16 protein-coding genes and 1 pseudogene are annotated in these 16,469 nt (G+C 72.5%); 9 read left to right on the top strand and 8 right to left on the bottom strand.

All coding sequences use genetic code 11. The annotated features are described in order from the left end of the window. Window positions 1-100 precede the first annotated feature (100 nt). Both ACFWFI_RS29050 and ACFWFI_RS29055 read right to left on the bottom strand, forming a co-directional pair. Window positions 101-880 carry a maleylpyruvate isomerase family mycothiol-dependent enzyme gene (locus ACFWFI_RS29050; RefSeq protein ID WP_387395717.1) on the bottom strand — a complete coding sequence of 260 codons (780 nt, stop codon included), beginning with the start codon at window positions 878-880 and terminating at the stop codon, window positions 101-103. A 40-nt stretch (window positions 881-920) separates the two neighbouring features. Next, window positions 921-1,475 (bottom strand): hypothetical protein, encoded by a 555-nt coding sequence (locus tag ACFWFI_RS29055; RefSeq protein ID WP_387395720.1) that lies wholly within the window; start codon window positions 1,473-1,475, stop codon window positions 921-923. Between the two features lie 140 nt (window positions 1,476-1,615). Between ACFWFI_RS29055 and ACFWFI_RS29060 the strand changes: the two genes are divergently transcribed. Further along, entirely contained in the window at window positions 1,616-1,909 is a 294-nt protein-coding gene (locus ACFWFI_RS29060; protein ID WP_099172340.1) for a hypothetical protein, read from the top strand. Here the strand turns inward: ACFWFI_RS29060 and ACFWFI_RS29065 are convergent. From ACFWFI_RS29065 to ACFWFI_RS29075, 3 genes are read right to left on the bottom strand one after another with little or no spacing between them, the layout of a single operon-like run. Beyond that, window positions 1,906-2,994: a prenyltransferase gene (locus tag ACFWFI_RS29065; protein ID WP_387395722.1), complete on the bottom strand. Its 1,089-nt coding sequence runs from the start codon at window positions 2,992-2,994 to the stop codon at window positions 1,906-1,908. The two genes, ACFWFI_RS29060 and ACFWFI_RS29065, sit on opposite strands and share 4 nt — an antisense overlap. Beyond that, window positions 2,991-3,722: a class I SAM-dependent methyltransferase gene (locus tag ACFWFI_RS29070; protein ID WP_376527729.1), complete on the bottom strand. Its 732-nt coding sequence runs from the start codon at window positions 3,720-3,722 to the stop codon at window positions 2,991-2,993. Before ACFWFI_RS29070 ends, ACFWFI_RS29065 begins: the two co-directional genes overlap by 4 nt. A 52-nt stretch (window positions 3,723-3,774) precedes the next feature. Further along, the gene (locus ACFWFI_RS29075) at window positions 3,775-5,088 is read right to left on the bottom strand and encodes a glycosyltransferase family 4 protein (protein ID WP_387395725.1); all 1,314 of its coding nucleotides are present in this window, start codon (window positions 5,086-5,088) and stop codon (window positions 3,775-3,777) included. A 232-nt stretch (window positions 5,089-5,320) separates the two neighbouring features. Between ACFWFI_RS29075 and ACFWFI_RS29080 the strand changes: the two genes are divergently transcribed. The 7 genes from ACFWFI_RS29080 (at window position 5,321) to ACFWFI_RS29110 (ending at window position 11,704) form a co-directional block, all read left to right on the top strand. Next, window positions 5,321-5,926: a TetR family transcriptional regulator gene (locus tag ACFWFI_RS29080; RefSeq protein WP_387395728.1), complete on the top strand. Its 606-nt coding sequence runs from the start codon at window positions 5,321-5,323 to the stop codon at window positions 5,924-5,926. A 127-nt stretch (window positions 5,927-6,053) separates the two neighbouring features. After that, window positions 6,054-7,286: a substrate-binding domain-containing protein gene (locus ACFWFI_RS29085; RefSeq protein ID WP_387395731.1), complete on the top strand. Its 1,233-nt coding sequence runs from the start codon at window positions 6,054-6,056 to the stop codon at window positions 7,284-7,286. A gap of 3 nt (window positions 7,287-7,289) precedes the next feature. Further along, window positions 7,290-8,081: an ABC transporter ATP-binding protein gene (locus ACFWFI_RS29090; RefSeq protein WP_387395734.1), complete on the top strand. Its 792-nt coding sequence runs from the start codon at window positions 7,290-7,292 to the stop codon at window positions 8,079-8,081. Further along, a complete protein-coding gene (locus ACFWFI_RS29095) occupies window positions 8,078-8,836 on the top strand; it encodes an ABC transporter ATP-binding protein (protein ID WP_387395737.1) in 759 nt (252 codons plus the stop codon). The genes ACFWFI_RS29090 and ACFWFI_RS29095 overlap by 4 nt, the downstream gene beginning before the upstream one ends. Further along, on the top strand, window positions 8,836-9,723 hold the full coding sequence (locus ACFWFI_RS29100) for a branched-chain amino acid ABC transporter permease (RefSeq protein WP_387395741.1): 888 nt from the start codon (window positions 8,836-8,838) through the stop codon (window positions 9,721-9,723). Before ACFWFI_RS29095 ends, ACFWFI_RS29100 begins: the two co-directional genes overlap by 1 nt. Beyond that, entirely contained in the window at window positions 9,720-10,814 is a 1,095-nt protein-coding gene (locus ACFWFI_RS29105) for a branched-chain amino acid ABC transporter permease (protein WP_387395743.1), read from the top strand. Before ACFWFI_RS29100 ends, ACFWFI_RS29105 begins: the two co-directional genes overlap by 4 nt. Then, on the top strand, window positions 10,811-11,704 hold the full coding sequence (locus ACFWFI_RS29110) for an alpha/beta fold hydrolase (RefSeq protein WP_387395746.1): 894 nt from the start codon (window positions 10,811-10,813) through the stop codon (window positions 11,702-11,704). Before ACFWFI_RS29105 ends, ACFWFI_RS29110 begins: the two co-directional genes overlap by 4 nt. Window positions 11,705-11,728: 24 nt before the next feature. Here the strand turns inward: ACFWFI_RS29110 and ACFWFI_RS29115 are convergent, their stop codons facing one another. Further along, the gene (locus tag ACFWFI_RS29115; protein WP_387395748.1) at window positions 11,729-13,705 is read right to left on the bottom strand and encodes a helix-turn-helix domain-containing protein; all 1,977 of its coding nucleotides are present in this window, start codon (window positions 13,703-13,705) and stop codon (window positions 11,729-11,731) included. A gap of 41 nt (window positions 13,706-13,746) precedes the next feature. Continuing rightward, entirely contained in the window at window positions 13,747-14,523 is a 777-nt protein-coding gene (locus ACFWFI_RS29120) for a 3-hydroxybutyrate dehydrogenase (protein WP_387395751.1), read from the bottom strand. 250 nt (window positions 14,524-14,773) lie between these two features. On the opposite strand from ACFWFI_RS29120, the gene ACFWFI_RS29125 reads away from it, so the two are divergent. Beyond that, on the top strand, window positions 14,774-16,264 hold the full coding sequence (locus ACFWFI_RS29125) for an extracellular catalytic domain type 1 short-chain-length polyhydroxyalkanoate depolymerase (protein WP_387395754.1): 1,491 nt from the start codon (window positions 14,774-14,776) through the stop codon (window positions 16,262-16,264). Here ACFWFI_RS29125 and ACFWFI_RS29130 read toward each other — a convergent pair. Continuing rightward, a pseudogene (locus ACFWFI_RS29130) lies at window positions 16,246-16,469 on the bottom strand (hypothetical protein); the annotation flags it as partial. The gene ACFWFI_RS29125 and the pseudogene ACFWFI_RS29130 overlap by 19 nt on opposite strands.

Consider the following 16,469-nt stretch of genomic DNA (forward strand, 5'->3'; position numbering starts at 1 on the left):
GCCGTCGCACGCCCGAGTGGCCCCCGCCCGAAAGGGCGGGGGCCACTGCCGTTCCCCGGCCCCCGTCACCCCCGGGAGCATCCGCCGTGCCCGGTGGTCCTCAGCCGAATGACGACCGCTCCAGCCAGAAGTCCAGCAGCCCCCGGTCTCCCAGGACTTCCAGGCCGCCCTCGTCCGGCCTCTGCCTTCGGTTGAACGCCAGCATCAGTTCGGTCAGCGGCCCCCTGAGGGCCACGGTCGCCTTCCCGTGGGCGTGGCGCCAGGTGAAACCGTCCTCACCGAAGTCGATCAGCCACTCCGCTCCCGGCACATCCGTGGCGTGCAGGTGCAAGGACCGTCCACCACCGCGCAGTTCGGCTGCTTCCGGGTCGCCCTCGGCCTGGGCGAAGGCGACGATCTGCAGCCATTCGGTGATCGTGTCGGCCGCCAGATCGGGTGCCACTTCAAAAGCCGTCCCCGCGGCAAGGGCGGCGTCCGCCCGGTGGACGGCCGTCTCATGTGCCATGCGCCGGGCCCAGAAGGCGGTCCGGCGTTCCCATGCCCAGGTCCAGACCTCGGTGTCCGGGCCGGCCTCGCGCAGGGCGTCCACCGTCGCGGCGGCGCCGGCGGACAGCCACTCCACCAGAGCTGCCGGGTCGCCTCCGGCCGGGCCGCCGGCGTCCGGCACCCGGTCCTCGGGGATCTCGCCGGCTGCCCGGGTACGGACCATCTCGCCCGCCCAGCGGTGCGCGGCACCGACATGGACGACGAGTTCGCGCAGGTTCCAGTCGGGGCAGGTGGGGACTCGCCGCGTGAGGTCCGCGCCCTGGACCAGCTCACCCAGCTGCTCGGTCTGGGCCATTATCTCGTCGCAGTAGCGCACGTGCGCAAGGAGGGTCATCCTCGCACCCTATGCGGGGTACGACGGTCTCCTCAGCGGTTCATCCGCCCAGTTGGGAGGTGGACGGGACCTTGTTCTCCACCTCGGCGCCCGCGCTCTTCCCGGCGTCCTTGATGCTGTTGATGACGCCCTCGAAGGCCCCTACGTCCCCGGCGCCCGCCTCACCCTTGCCCATCTTGGTGGCCAGCTCCTTGAGCGAGTCGATCCCGGCGGTCAGCGGCGCGACGGCCTTCGCCAGGAGCGGGTCGCCCTTGGCGTTGTCCGCCGCGGCCTTGAGCCTGTTGTACGCGAAGGCGCCTGCGACTCCCGCCTTGACCATCGCGAAGGTCCGCCCGTCCGCGCCCTTCTTGAACTTCCCCGCCCTGTAGGGCTTCACGATCCACTGGTATGTCGCACCCGCCGCCAGGCCCGCGTTCGCCACGAAGCGCGTCTTGGCGAACTTCTGCTTCTCGGCCGACGTCGTGGGGCCGGGGCTCGCGGAGCTGCTCGCCGTCCCGGTGCCGTCGTCGTCACCGCAGGCCGTGGTCCCCGCCAGCACGGTGCAGGACAGCAGCAGCGCCACGAGGAGCCGGCGGAGCGGTACGGAACGGGGCACGACAAGCCTCCCTGACCGGGGTTCTCACGGTGAGTGACCTGGGTCGGCACTCGTCGCCAGGCTCGCCCGTGCGGGAGCGGGCCGCCACCCGGCGCACGCCGTACGGGTTTCACTCACGGTAAAGCGGCAATCCGGAGAGCATGTCTCCCAGAACAGGCACAGGAAGCAGTACCGCTGCACGCGTCATAGCCGTCGTCGCGGACATCATGGCCTTCATCATCATTCTGTGGATCCTGATGTACCTGCTCGACGCCAACCGGGGCAACGACCTGGTTCAGTGGGTCCAGGACTCGGCCCGCTGGCTGGCCGGCTGGTCGTACGACCTGTTCACCTTCGATGAAGCGTGGGCGCGCGTCGTCACCGGTTACGGTCTGGCCGCCGTCGTCTATCTGTTCATCGGTCACGCCGTGGCGGGCCGGGTCCGCCGCTTCTAGCGGACGCCCTGCCCACCGCAGCAGTCCGGTTCCAGCCCCGTCGGCAGCCGTTCACCGCTGAAGACCGCGGTGGTCGCCTCGTCCCCCCCGAGCGCGGCCACCGCCAGCAGCAGTGATCCGGCGGTCCAGGTGGTGAGTTCCTCCGGCCATATGGCCCGCTCGCCCTCGAAGACGTATCCCGTCCAGTAGAGGCCGCCCTCGGCCCGCAGGTGCTGGATGGACTGCAGGATCTCCAGCGCACGGTCCGACTCCCCCGTCACCCAGAGCGCCAGGGCCAGTTCGCAGCTCTCACCGCCCGTCACCCATGGGTTGGGCAGCACACAGCGCACACCGAGACCGGGGACCACGAAGCTGTCCCAGCCGTCCTCGATCCGCTGCGTCGCGGCCGTGCCGGCCACCGCGCCGCCGAGGATCGGGTAGTACCAGTCCATCGAGTAGCGGCTCTTGTCCAGGAAGCGCTCCGGGTGGCTGCGGATCGCGTGGCCGAGCGCTCCGGTCGCCAGTTCCCAGTCGGGCTGCGGTTCCTCGCGATCCTCGGCCAGGGCCAGGGCGCAGCGCAGCGCCTGGTGGACGGAGGAGGAGCCGGTCAGCAGGGCGTCGGTGACCGGGGTGCCGTCGGGTTCCCGCTTCCAGCCGATCTCGCCGCCGGGCTGCTGGAGCCGCAGCACGAATTCGATCGCCGCGTGGACCGTCGGCCACATCCGGTCGACGAACGCGTCGTCGCCCGTGGCGAGGTAGTGGTGCCAGACACCGACGGCCACGTAGGCGCAGAAGTTGGTCTCGCGTCCCAGGTCGGTCGGCCGGTCGGGGTCGCCGTCGTGGTAGGCGGCGTACCAGGAACCGTCCTCGTTCTGGTGGCGGGCCAGCCATGCGTAGGCGCGGGCGGCGGCCTCGTGCTCACCGGCCGCGTCCAGCGCCATCGCGGCCTCGGTGTGGTCCCACGGGTCGAGGTGGTGGCCGCGGAACCAGGGCAGCGCCCCGTCCTCGCGCTGCACCGCGAGCAGCGCGGCCACGGTCTCGGCGGCCTGCTCGGCGGTGAGGACGCCCGGCAGGACGAGGTGTTCGGTCTGCTCCGGCGTGCTCACGCCTCGGCCTTCGGCAGGTGGGGCTTGGTCGCGTACGCCACGAAGCTCTTGCCGACGACCGGGTTGAGCAACTGCTCGGCGACCCGGGTGGCCAGGGGCTTCTTCATGATGTCCCAGACCAGCAGCTTGTGATAGGCGCGCACCGGCAGCGCCTTGTCGTTGTCCACGCCGAACGCGCACTTCAGCCACCAGTACGGGCTGTGCAGCGCGTGCGCGTGGTGGGTGCCGTAGGGCTTGAGTCCGGCTTCCCGGATCTTGCCGAGGAGTTCGTCGGCCTTGTAGATGCGGATGTGGCCGCCCTCGACCTCGTGGTACGCGTCGGAGAGCGTCCAGCAGACCTTCTCCGGGCCGTAGCGCGGCACGGTGATCGCGATCCGGCCTCCGGGCTTGAGCACACGGACCATCTCGGCGAGCACGCCCTTGTCGTCGGGGATGTGCTCCATCACCTCCGAGATGATCACGACGTCGAAGGAGGCGTCGGGGAACGGCAGGTTGAGCGCGTCGCCCTCCATCGCGGTGGCGGTCGCGCCCGCGGGTGCCTCACCGGCCTCCTTCATCGCGGCGAACCACTTCGCGACCTCGCGGATCTCCTCGGCGTTCTGGTCGAGGGCCACCACCTGGGCGCCGCGCCGGTAGCACTCGAAGGCATGCCGGCCGGCGCCGCAGCCCAGATCGAGCACCCGGTCGCCGGCGGCGAGCGGGAAGCGGGTGAAGTCGACGGTCAGCACGGGGGCCTGCCTTCGAGGTCGGAGGTACGGAATCCGGGAGCCACGGGGGCGATCACCTGCGGGCTCCCCGGGCGGCGATCGACTGACGGTACAGCTCGACGGTGCCGAGGGCGGCCTTGGCCCAGGTGAAGTTGGCCAGCACCCGGGCGCGGCCGGCCTCGCCGAGGCGGGCGCGCAGTTCACGGTCGCCGAGTAGCCGGCCGAGAGCGGCGGCCAGCGCCCCCGCGTCTCCGGGCGGCACGGCGAGGCAGGTCTCCCCGTCGGGCCCCGTGACCTCCGGGATGGCGCCGCCGGTGGTGGCCACCAGCGGGGTCCCGGTGGCCATGGCCTCGGCGGCGGGCAGCGAGAAGCCCTCGTACAGCGAGGGGACGCAGGAGACCTGCGCGCTGCGGACCAGGTCGACGAGTTCGGCGTCGCTGATGCCCTTGACGAACTCGACGGCGTCCTGGAGTCCGTAGCGCTCGATGGCCTGGGCGACGGGCCCGCGCTCGGCCCGCTTGCCGACGACCACGAGGTGCGCCCCCGGGTTCTCGGTGCGGAGCTTGGCGAGGGCCTCCACGAGGTGGACGAGGCCCTTGAGCGGCACGTCGGCGCTGGAGGTGGTGACGATCCGGCCGGGGACCTCGGCGACCGAGGGGTCGGGCGACCAGAGGTCGGTGTCGGCGCCGATGTGCACCACCTGGATACGGTCCCGGCGCACCCCGAGGTGCTCGGTGATCTCCTGCTGCGACGAGCCGGAGACCGTGAGGACGGACGGCAGACGGCGGGCGACGCGCTTCTGCATCCGGGTGAAGCCGTACCAGCGGCGCACGGAGAGCCGGCGCCGCGTCGACTCCGCGGCGTCCAGGTCCAGTTGGCGGTCGACGGTGATCGGGTGGTGGATCGTGGTGACGAGGGGTGCGCCGAGGTCCCCGAGCAGGCCGTAGCCGAGCGTCTGGTTGTCGTGCACGACGTCGAAGTCACCGCGCCTGGCGAGGAGATGACGTCGCGCCCGCAGGCTGAAGGTCAGCGGTTCGGGGAAGCCGCCGGTCCACATGGTGGCGACCTCGGCGAGGTCGATCCAGTCGCGGTACTCACCGCGTCCCGGGGTGCGGAACGGGTCGGGCTGGCGGTAGAGGTCGAGGCTCGGCAGCTCGGTGAGCGGGACGCCCTCGTCGAGCACGGGGTAGGGCTGGGCGCCGATCACTTCGACGCTGTGGCCGAGCCGGGCCAGCTCCCGTCCGAGGTGGCGGACGTAGACGCCCTGGCCGCCGCAGAAGGGGTTGCCCTTGTAGGTCAGGAGTGCGATGCGCAACGGCCGGTCACCGTCGGTGCCCGACGCACTGCCGCCCGCGAAGGGGCCCGTCTCAATGGCCTCAGCGGTCACACTCGGCCCCCTTCTCACTGCGTTTTCGCCGGAGCGTAACCGGTCGCGCTAATCTAGAACAAGTTTCAGACTCGTTCGTTCAACCCGCACCGAATCTACCGGCAGGTAGCGTCGGCGTGACGGCCGGATCAGGTGATTCGCGCCACGGCGGACACCCTGGCATGCTGTGCGCCCCCGGAATCCGGCGCCCGGCCGGACAGGGAACCGGTTCTCCCTTTCTGGATGGGGACAGATGACAGCGGAAGCCAGACCGGCAGCGGCTCCCCTGACGGAACGCCAGGAGGCCCGCCGCAGCAGCATTCTGCGGGCCGGTGCCCAGCTCGCCGGGCGGGGTGGCTTCGAGGCGGTGCAGATGCGTGAGGTGGCGGACGCCGCCGGGGTCGCCCTGGGCACGCTCTACCGCTACTTCCCGTCCAAGGTCCATCTGCTGGTCGCGATCATGCAGGACCAGCTCCAGCACCTGCACGTCACGCTCCGCAGGCAGCCGCCCGCCGGGGACGACGCCGCCCAGCGGGTCGCCGAAACCCTGATGCGGGCCTTCCGGGCGCTCCAGCGGGATCCCCACCTGGCGGACGCCATGGTGCGTGCGCTGACCTTCGCCGACCGCGGGGTCAGCCCCGAGGTGGACGCCGTCTCCAGGCTGACGACGGCCATCGTCCTGGACGCGATGGGGCTGGAGAACCCCACGCAGGAGCAGTTGTCCGTGGTCCGCGTCATCGAGCACACCTGGCACTCGGCGCTGATCACCTGGCTGTCGGGGCGGGAGTCGATCGCGCAGGTGAAGCGGGACATCGAGACGGTGTGCGGGCTGATCGACCTGCCGCCGGACACACGCTGAGACCTGCCCATGTGCGGTGCCCACACCGGCACCCGCCCAGGTGAGGTGCCCTGCACCATATCGACGGCGCCACGGTGTTCGTACGGTTCGGCCGACATCACCCGAACCTGCCGAGGAGCCGGTCACCATGCGTCGCAGAGCCGTAGGCACCGTACAGAGAAGAACCCTCACCGCGGTCGCGCTCGGCGCCGCGGGTCTGCTCCTGGTGGGATGCACCGCCGCCGGGCAGGCGGGCAGCGATTCCGGGTCCGAGGGTGAGGACGAGGCCGTGAAGGTGGGCCTCGTCTACTCCCGTACGGGACTGCTCGCCGCGTACGGGAAGCAGTACCGCGACGGGTTCGTGGCGGGCCTCGACTACGCGACGAAGGGCACCGGCAAGGCGGGCGGCCATCCGATCGAGGTCACCGAGCAGGACGACGCGGGCGACCCCGGCAAGGCGGTCTCCGCGGCGAAGAATCTGATCGGCAAGGGCTACAAGGTGCTGGCCGGCACCACCGACTCCGGCGTCGCGCTCCAGATGGCCCCGCTGGCCGCCCAGAACAAGGTGCTGTACGTGAACGGCCCGGCCGCCACGGACGCGGTGACCGGGGTCAACACGTACACCTTCCGGTCCGGCCGGCAGTCCTACCAGGACATCCTCACCGCGGGAACCATGCTCGGGGACCCCAAGGGCAAGAAGGTCACCGTCCTCGCGCAGGACTCCACCTTCGGCCAGGCCAACGTCGCCGCCGTCAAGGCGGTCCTGGGTGCCGAGGGGGCGACGGTTGGCTCCGTCCTGGCCCCGCCCAGCGCCACGGACCTGACGCCCTTCGCCCGGCAGGTCAAGGCGGGCGGTCCCGATCTGGTCTTCGTCGCCTGGGCGGGCGCGACCGCACCGGCGCTGTGGACCGCCCTGGACCAGCAGGGCGTGCTGAGCGCCGGCAAGGTCGTCACCGGGCTGGCCGGGACGGCCTCGTACCCGGTCTTCGGAGCGGCCGGCGCGAAGGTCTCCTTCCTTGCGCACTACTTCCCCGGCGCGGGCGGCAACAACGCCGTCGAGAAGGCCATGCTCGACGGGGTCGAGAAGGCGGGCGGCACGCCCGACCTCTTCAGCACCGACGGTTTCACCGCGGCGCAGATGATCGTGCGGGCCGTCGAGGAGGGCAGCGCCACCGACACCGCCGCCATGGTGAAGGCCCTGGAGGGCTGGAGCTTCGACGGGGTGAAGGGCAGGCAGCAGATCCGCGCCGAGGACCACGCGCTGGTGCAGCCGATGTTCGTGGCCAAGCTCAACGGCTCGGGAGCCGCCGCGAAGCCCGAGCTGGTCAGCACGCAGCCGATGGACGCGGTGGCCCCGCCCACGAAGCCCTCGGCGGGCTGACCCGTGACCGCATCCGGCACCGCCACCGCGCGGGACGAGGGGGCGCGCACGGGCGCTCCGGTGCTCCGACTGGACCGGCTGGGCTGGCGCGTCGGCGGGGCGACCATCGTCGAGGACATCACGCTCGACGTCCGGGAGGGCGAGTTCCTCGCCTTCATCGGGCCCAACGGGGCGGGCAAGACGTCCCTGTTCAACCTGATCAGCGGGATCGTCCTGCCCACCGCGGGCACCCTGGCGCTGGACGGCGCGGACCTGACCGGCCTGCCGGTGCACACCCGTGCGCGGCGCGGGATCGGCCGGACGTTCCAGACCTCCAGCCTCTGGCCGCAGATGACCGTGGCCGAGCACGTCCGGCTGGCCGCGCAGGCCAGGGACGGCGGCTCGCACCGGCTCTGGCGGCGCGCTTCCCCGTTCACCGCCGAGGTGAACGGCGTACTGGAGCGCACCGGCCTCGGGCACCGCGCCGGGGCCACGGCGGCCGAGCTCTCCCACGGCGAGAAACGCAAGCTGGAACTCGCTGTGCTGCTCGTGGGCGAGCCCAGGCTCATGCTGCTCGACGAGCCGATGGCCGGGGTGAGCGCCGAGGAGGTCCCCGCCCTCACCGACTTGATCCGCACGCTGCACCGCGAGGAGGGCCGCACCGTGCTCATGGTCGAGCACCACATGGACGTCCTGCTGGGACTCGCCGACCGGCTGGCCGTGATGCACCACGGCCGCCTGCTCGCCCTGGACACCCCGGGCGCCGTGACCGCCGACCCCGTCGTCCAGCAGGCCTACCTCGGGGAGGGACTGTGAACACGCCCTCTCCCCCGCTGCTCGCCGTGCGGGACCTGCGCGTCCTCATCGGCGGCCGGCACATCCTGCACGGGGTGGACCTGGACGTGGCACGCCACGGGGTGACCGCGCTGCTCGGCCGCAACGGGGCCGGCAAGACCACGACCGTGCGCGGCGTCCTAGGGCTCGTGCCACGCGCCGGGAGCGTGCTCCTCGACGGTGAGGAGACCGTGGGCCTGCCCACCCACACCCTGGTCCGCCGGGGCATCGGCTACGCCCCCGAGGACAGGGGGATCTTCGCCGGTCTCACCGTCGCGGAGAATCTGCGTCTTGCCGAACGCCGGGGCGCGGACGGACCCGCGTACGGCCTGGTCCATGAACTCTTCCCGGAACTTAAGCGCCGGGGCCGGCAGTTGGCGGGGACGCTGTCCGGCGGCCAGCAGCAGATGGTGGCCATCGGGCGCACCCTGCTCAACGGCAACCGGCTGATCATCGCCGACGAGCCCACCAAGGGCCTGGCCCCCAAGGTCGTCACCGAGGTCGCCCGGGTGCTGGAACGCGCCGCCGAGGCGGCGCCCGTGCTCCTGGTCGAGCAGAATCTCGCCGTCGTGCGCCGGCTCGCCCAGCACTGTGTGGTGCTCGCCGACGGCCGGACGGCCCATCAGGGCGAGGCGGCCGGACTGCTGGGCGACCCGGAGGCCACCCGCCGACTGCTCGGCGTGGGCCAGGGCCCGCTCGACTCCAGACAGGACCTGACCGCGGAGGCGGATTCCTGATGTCCACCATCGTGCTGCTCACCATGACCGGACTCGGTCTGGGGGCGCTCTACTTCCTCATCGCGTCGGGGCTCTCGCTGATCTTCGGCCTGATGGACGTGCTCAACTTCGCCCACGGGGCGCTGCTCTCCATCGGCGCGTACGGCACCTGGTGGGCGGCGTCAGGCCATCTGCCCGGCGCCGGCCCGGGCGGCTGGGGCTTCGCGCTGGCGGTCCTGTTCGGTACGGCGGTGGGCACGCTGGCCGCCGTGGTGCTCGAACTGGCCGTCGTACGGCCCCTGTACACCCGGCCCCGGGAACAGGTGCTCGCCACGGTCGGTGTCGGACTCGCCGTGCCCGCCCTGCTGTCGGGCATCTGGGGTTCGGACGCCCGGACCTTCCCCGGCCCCGAGGCGCTGTCCGGCACCTTCGGGCTCCTGGGCGCGGACGTACCGGTCAACCGGCTGGTGCTCGTCGCTGCGGCGGTCGTCGTCCTGGTCGCACTGCGGCTGTTCCTCGGCCGGACCCGGCACGGCCTGGTCGTACGGGCCGGGGTCGAGGACCGGGCGATGGTCACCGCGCTGGGCATCGACGTCCGCAAGGCTTTCACGCTGGTCTTCGCGATCGGCGGCTGCGCCGCCGCGCTGGGCGGGGCGCTCGGCGGGCTGTACTTCGGCTCGGTCGACCCCCGGCAGGGCACCTCGCTGCTGATCTTCGCGTTCGTCGTCGTGGTCACGGGCGGCATGGGGTCGGTGACCGGCGCGGCCGTGGCGGCCGTGGTCATCGGCCTGGTCCAGCAGTTCGCCAACTACTACACCGCAGCGGGCCTCGGCGACCTGGCGGTCGTCGTCCTGCTCGCCGCGCTGCTGCTCTTCCGGCCGCGCGGACTGACCGGGAGGCTCGCGTGAGCACCGCCACCACACCCGCACTCGCCCCCACCGCCGTGCCCCCGGCACCCGGTCGCGACCGGGCCCGGCCGCTGCGCTGGTGGCCGGCCGCCGTCCTCGTGCTCCTGATCGTCGCGCCCTACAGCGCCCTGCCGCTCCCCGGGCTGCTGGACGGCCCCGTCGGGAGCCCTGGGAGCCTGCAACTCCTGGCGACCTGCCTGCTGTTCGGCGCCCTCGCCACCGGCTACGACCTGCTGCTGGGCCGTACGGGGCTGCTGTCCTTCGGGCACGCCCTGTACTTCGCGGCGGGCAGCTACGCCACGAACATGTTCCTGCTGGAGGCGGGCCTGCCCTTCGCCGCTGCCGCCGTCCTCGGACTGTGTTTCGGCGCCGCGCTCGCCCTGGTGCTGGGCTCGGTGAGCCTGAGGGTCACCGGCATCGGCTTCTCCATGGTGACGCTCGCCTTCGCGCAGGCCGGCTCGATCCTCGTCTCCCGCAACCCGGGCGGCTTCACCGGAGGCGAGGAGGGCCGGGCGGCTCCGGCGGAGCTGCTGCCCTCATGGCTGGTCGGCATCGACCACACCGCGAATCTGTACTGGATCGCGCTCGCCTACCTCGTCCTCACGCTGGGCGTCGTCCACTGGGCGGTGCGCTCCCCCACCGGCCGGGTCTGGGAGGGCATCAAGGAGAACGAACGCCGGGTGGAGGTCCTGGGCCTGAAGCCGTACGGGTTCAAGCTGACGGCCTTCGTCCTGGCCGGGGCGCTGGCGGCGGCGGGCGGACTCGTCCATCTGCTGCTGACCGGCGGCTCCACACCCCAGACGACGACCTCGGACTTCACCCTGTCGCTGCTCGTGATGGTGGTGCTGGGCGGATCGGGCACCCGCTGGGGTCCGATGGTCGGCGGCATCCTCTACACCTGGGCCGACCACCGGCTCGGCGACCTCGCCGGTTCGGGTGCCGTCGCCGATCTGCCGGCGGTCCTGCGCGTGCCGCTCTCCCAGCCGCTCTTCCTGCTCGGGGTGCTGTTCGTGGCCGTGGTACACCTGCTGCCCGGCGGCCTGGCCCGCCTGCCGTCCCGTCTGCGCAGGACCCGTGAGGAGAACCGATGATCCCGTACGAGGAGATACGCGTCCCCGTCACCGGCGGCGAACTGGCCGCGCTTCGCTGGCCCGCCCGTGATCCCGGTGCCCCGCTGGTGGTGGCCCTGCACGGCATCACGGCCAACGCGCTGTCCTGGGGGCCGGTGGCCCGCCTCCTCGCCGGCCGGGCCACGCTGGTCGCCCCGGACCTGCGCGGCCGGGCCGGCAGCGCCGGGCTTCCCGGCCCGTACGGCATCGCCGCACACGCGGACGACGCGGCCGCTCTCGCCGAGGCGCTCGGCCGGGACCGGGTGGTCCTGGCGGGTCATTCCATGGGGGCCTTCGTGGCGGCGCTCGCGGCCGTACGTCATCCGGAGCGCTTCGGGCCGCTGGTGCTCGTCGACGGCGGGTTCGGCTTTCCGGCGCCCACGCACCTGTCGGTGGACGAGCTGATGACGGCCGTGATCGGGCCGGCGATGGACCGGCTGTCGATGACGTTCCCCGACCGGGACGCGTACCGGTCGTTCTGGCGGGCCCACCCCGCGTTCGGGGGCGACGCCTGGTCGCCGGAGGTGGACGCGTACATCCAGCGCGACCTGACCGGCGAGGAACCCACGATGCGCTCGGGCTGCCGGCTGGAGGCGGTCCGCACGGACGGAGTGGGCCTGTTCCAGGACGAGGTGCTCGCTGCCGTACGCGAACTCCCCCAGCCGGCGACTCTGTTGTGGGCGCAACGCGGGCTGATGAACGAGGAGCAGGGGCTGTACGACGAGTCCCGGCTCGCGGCGGCGGGCCAGCCCGGCACGAACGTCAGGGCGGTTCGCGTCGAGGACGTCAACCACTACACGGTGCTGACGGGGGACAAGGGGGCGGGCGAGGTCGCCGACGCCCTGCTGGGGGCGGTGTCCGTCCTGCGGTGAGGCGGCCGGCGGGCGGCCCGGGGCTCAGCGGTCCCGGCCGCCCGACAGCAGGTGCAGGCGCAGGGCGAGCTGGAGCTCCAGCGCCCGGTCGGGCTCGTTCCAGTCGCGGCCCAGCAGCACCTGGATCCGGTCGAGGCGCTGCACCACCGTGTTCACGTGCACGTGCAGTTCGTCCTTGGCCCGGATCAGGCTGCCGCCCGCGCCGAAGTACGCCCGCAGTGTCCGTACGAGGTGGGTGCCGCGCCGTTCGTCGTAGCGCAGCAGCGGCCCCAGCACCGCGGTCACGAAGCCGTCCACGTCCTTCGCGTTGCCCAGCACGACGCCCAGGAAGCCGAGTTCGTCGACGCAGGCTCCTTCGCCCTCGCGCCCCAGCACCCGCATGGCGCGCAGGCAGCGCGCGGCTTCCGCGTAGGCGGCGGCGAGTTCGCGGGCGCCCCGGGCCGGTCCCGTACCGGCGACCGTGACGGGCGCCTGGACCAGGTGGCCGAGCTGCGCGGCTGCCGCCCGTGCGGCATCACCCACGGGTGTGCCGCCTGCGTCGCAGTCGATCAGCAGCACGACGGTGCCCGCGTGTTCGGCGCTCACTCCGTGGATGTCCCCGCCGAACAGATACCTCATCGCGGCGCCGCCGAGTCTCTCCCTGGCCGCCGCCTCCGCCACCAGCAGGAGGTGCGGCCGGTCCAGGTCGATGCCCAGTCGCCGGCCCCGCTCGGCCAGCCCGGCCGGATCGCGCTCCGGGTCACCGAGCAGGTCGCTGATCAGCTCGCCCCGTATCCGGTTCTCGGTCTCGGCGACCGTGCGGCGCAGCAGCAGGAGGAGGCCGGTGACGACGGCGGCGCGTTCGAAGAGCCTCCGGTCGGAGTCGTCGAGCCGGTCCGGGCGGTGCAGCACCAGGCTGGCCAGGAGCTCCTGGCCGGCGAGCACGGCGCAGATCCACCGGCCGTCGCGGTGCACGGCGCGCGCCCCGTGGCGGGACTCCTCGGCGGTGCCGGCGAGCCAGCCGGCGTCCATGCTGTCGGCGGCGAATCCGGTGCCGTCGGGCCGTACGGCCGCCAGCGGGCGCCCGCCGGGGTCGTGGATGGTCAGCGGACTGTCGAGCAGCCCGGCGACGGACACGGCGACGTCCTTCACGTCGCCGCCGCGCAGCACCAGGTCGGTGAGCCGGTCGTGGGCCTCCTCGGCTCGCCGCATGGCGGCCGAGTGCGCGCGTACGGCGGCGTTGGCCTCGGCCAGTTCCGCGTTCGCGCCGGCGAGTTCCGCGAGGGCGCTACGGGTGTCGTCAAGGGCCCGGGCGGTGTCGATCGCGATCGCGGCGTGCGCGGCGAGCGAGCAGAGCAGGGCCACCTCGTCGGGGCTGAAGACCCGCGCGGCGCGGTCGGCCGCGAAGAGGACACCGATGACCTTGCCCGTGCCGCCCCGGCTGGAGCCGAGCAGCAGGGGCACGCCCAGGATCGCCACCAGCCCTTCGTCCAGCACACCGGCGTTGATGTTGCGGGTGTGGTGGAAGCGCTCGTCGGTGCGGTAGTCGGGAGTCGCGTACGGGCTCGCGGTCTGCGCCACCAGTCCGCCGAGCCCCTCGCCCAGTTCGAGCCGGAGCCGCTGGAACAGGACGGACACCGACCCGTCGGTCACCCGCATGTAAGTGTCCCCGGCCTCCTCGTCGGGGAGCGTGAGATAGGCGGTGTCGGTGCCCAGCAGCATCCTGGCCCGCCGCACGATCGCCTTGAGCACGTCGTCCAGGTCCCGGGAGGCCGCCAGGTCGCCCGCCGTGTCGAAGAGGGCGGTGAGCTGGAGTTCCCTGCGCCGGTGCTGGCGCAGGGCGCCCCTGATGCGCAGGGCGGTGGCGGCCGCCCTCTCCACCTCGGCCAGTTCGGCCGCGGGCACACCCGCGGCCCTGGCCTCCGAGGTGACGGCGCCCAGAGCCTCGGCGGGGGCGTCGTCGGCCAGCAGGTCGAGGAGACGTGCCAGGAGGGGTGCGGCGGAGGGGGACGGTTCAGACATGGGCGGCCATCGTTCTTCCGGCTTCCAGAGGTGGTCGGTGGTCAGTTGGCGGTCCAGCCGCCGTCCATCGTGAGGGAGCTTCCGGTGATGTGCGACGTGCCCGGCCCGCACAGCCACAGGACGGCACCGGCCACGTCACCGGGCTCGATCAGCGACTTGAGGGCGCTGCGTTCCAGCAGCACCCGGCCCACCACCTCCTGTTCGGAGATGCCGTGGCTGCGGGCCTGGTCCGCGATCTGGTCCTCGACCAGGGGCGTGCGGACGTAGCCGGGGCTGACGCAGTTGCTCGTCACTCCGTGCGGCGCCGCTTCGAGTGCGACCACTTTGCTGAGCCCCTCCAGTGCGTGCTTGGCCGAGACATAGGCCGACTTGTAGGGACTTGCCCGCAACCCGTGCACGGACGAGATGTTGACGACGCGGCCCCAGCCGCGTTCGTACATGCCGGGGAGCGTGCGGCGCAAGATGCGGAACGGGGCTTCCACCATGACGCGGTGGATCAGCGCGAAGCGGTCCGGCGGGAATTCGTGCACGGGCGCCACATGCTGCAGCCCCGCGTTGTTGACCACGATGTCCGCGTCGGCGGGCAGCCCGTCCACCGCCTCGGCCACGGAGAGGTCGGCCACCCAGGCCGTTCCACCGATGCGTGTCGCCAGGCTCTTGGCGGCGTCGCCCGCCTTGTCCACCACGTGCACATGGGCTCCCGCGGCGGCGAGTGCCTCCGCACAGGCCAGTCCGATGCCGCTCGCGGCCCCGGTGACCAGGGCGGTACGTCCGGCGAGGGAGGGGGGGTCGTGCTGAGGGGTCCGGGAAGTCTGCATGGGCGTCACCGTAAGGACGTCGCCGCCCGCATCACACGGGGTCGGTGCACACACCCCGGTGCGGCCGCATGGTGGCGGCGTACATGGTGCGGGACGGCGGGCCTGGCGTGCCCCGGCGGGCCGGGAGCGGGCGCAAGAGGAGCGCCGCACACAGCGGTGGGCGGCGGATGTCCGCCTGCCACATGGGCGGCCCGTCCCCCGGCTCGTAGGTTCCGGCAGCAGTCCGCACGTCCGACGAGGAGGCCCCACCGTGCGCCCACCGATCCTGCGACGCCTGCTCCGCCGCGTCGCCTCCATAGCCGTCTGTGGCTTGCTCGCCCTGCTCGCCGCGCATCCGGCCCCCGCCGTCGCCGCACCCGCGGCTCCGGCGGCCGCCGGGCTTCAGCAGGTCACCGGCTTCGGCTCGAACCCCGGCAATCTCCAGATGTTCGCCTACACCCCCGACAGCGTGCCGGCGGGCGCACCCCTGGTGGTCGCCCTGCACGGCTGCACCCAGACGGCCACCGCCTACTACACCAACTCGGGCTGGACCAAGTACGCCGATCTGTGGGGCTTCGACGTCGTCTTCCCCCAGACCACCTCGGCGAACAACGCGCTGTCCTGCTTCGGCTGGTTCGACCAGGCCGAGAGCACGCGGGGCCGCGGCGAGGCCGCGTCCATCGTGCAGATGGTCGAGTACGCGAAGCAGACGTACGGCTCCGACGGCCGCCGGGTGTACGTCACCGGGCTGTCGGCGGGCGGCGGGATGACCGCCGACCTGCTGGCCGCCTACCCGGACGTCTTCGCGGGCGGGTCGGTGGCCTCCGGGCTTCCCGCGCAGTGCGCCACCAGCCAGGCCGCCGCGTCCGGCTGCCAGACGGGCCCGCAGAAGCTCTCCCCCGCCCAGTGGGGCGACAAGGTCCGCGGCTCCTACCCGGGCTGGACCGGCCCCTGGCCGCGGGTCGCCATCTGGCAGGGCACCTCGGACTACACGGTCTACCCGGCCAACGCCACGGCGCTGCGCGACCAGTGGACCGACGTCTGGGGCATCGGCCAGACCCCGTCCAGCACCCAGAGCCTGCCCGGCAACACCACCCGGAGCGTCTACGACGACCCGTCCGGGCAGCCGGCCGTGGAGACGTTCTCGGTGTCCGGCATGGGACACGGTCTGCCGGTGAGCCCGGGGTCGGGCGCGGAGCAGTGCGGGTCGACGGCCGCGTACTTCCTGAACACCATCTGCTCGGCGTACCACACGGGCGTGTTCTGGGGACTCGACGGGAACACACCGGGCGGTGGGGACGGGCTGCCCGCACCCGCCGGCCTGAAGGTCACCGGGGTCACGGACAGCAGCGCCTCACTGGCCTGGAACGCGGTCGACGGCGCGGCCTCCTACGCGGTGTACCGCGACGGCGCGAAGGTGACCACGACCGCCTCGGTGTCCTTCACGGACACCGGCCTGACCGCCGGCACCTCCTACCGCTACTCGGTGACCGCGGCCGACTCCTCGGGAGCCGCCGGGGCGGGCTCGTCCGCCGTCACCGCGACCACGTCGGGCGGCGCGGCCCCGGCCCGGTGCTTCACGGCGACGAACTACGCGCATGTGACGGCCGGCCGGGCGCACACCTCGGGCGGCCACGCGTACGCGAACGGCTCGGAGCAGGACATGGGGCTGTACAACACGTTCGTCACCCACACCCTCCGGGAGTCCCCGGCGGGCCACTTCGTGATCGCCGACTCCGGCTGTCAGACCGGGTCCTCGTAGCCGCCCTTGATCTTCCCGGGCAGCCGGCAGCTGTCCTCGACCGCGTTGAGGGACACGGTCCACCCGGCGCTCTCCGCGGCGTAGTACCGGGCGTACAGCTTCCAGCCGCGCTTGGCGAGGGTGCGGTAGGTGACGTCCTGCTCGGCATGGCTGGAGACGATCTCCCAGTCGTGCTGCCGCAGCCGTGTCACCGTCGCCTCGAAGG

The sequence above is a fragment of the Streptomyces sp. NPDC060209 genome (assembly GCF_042728155.1).
Lineage (GTDB): Bacteria > Actinomycetota > Actinomycetes > Streptomycetales > Streptomycetaceae > Streptomyces.

Bases quoted from the DNA above. Each gene is read 5' to 3' on its own strand.
- ACFWFI_RS29100 (WP_387395741.1), top strand. From the start codon at position 8,836: ATGTCCACCATCGTGCTGCTCACCATGACCGGACTCGGTCTGGGGGCG.
- ACFWFI_RS29085 (WP_387395731.1), top strand. From the start codon at position 6,054: ATGCGTCGCAGAGCCGTAGGCACCGTACAGAGAAGAACCCTCACCGCG.
- ACFWFI_RS29060 (WP_099172340.1), top strand. From the start codon at position 1,616: ATGTCTCCCAGAACAGGCACAGGAAGCAGTACCGCTGCACGCGTCATA.
- ACFWFI_RS29115 (WP_387395748.1), bottom strand. From the start codon at position 13,705: ATGTCTGAACCGTCCCCCTCCGCCGCACCCCTCCTGGCACGTCTCCTC.
- ACFWFI_RS29080 (WP_387395728.1), top strand. From the start codon at position 5,321: ATGACAGCGGAAGCCAGACCGGCAGCGGCTCCCCTGACGGAACGCCAG.
- ACFWFI_RS29120 (WP_387395751.1), bottom strand. From the start codon at position 14,523: ATGCAGACTTCCCGGACCCCTCAGCACGACCCCCCCTCCCTCGCCGGA.
- ACFWFI_RS29110 (WP_387395746.1), top strand. From the start codon at position 10,811: ATGATCCCGTACGAGGAGATACGCGTCCCCGTCACCGGCGGCGAACTG.
- ACFWFI_RS29050 (WP_387395717.1), bottom strand. From the start codon at position 880: ATGACCCTCCTTGCGCACGTGCGCTACTGCGACGAGATAATGGCCCAG.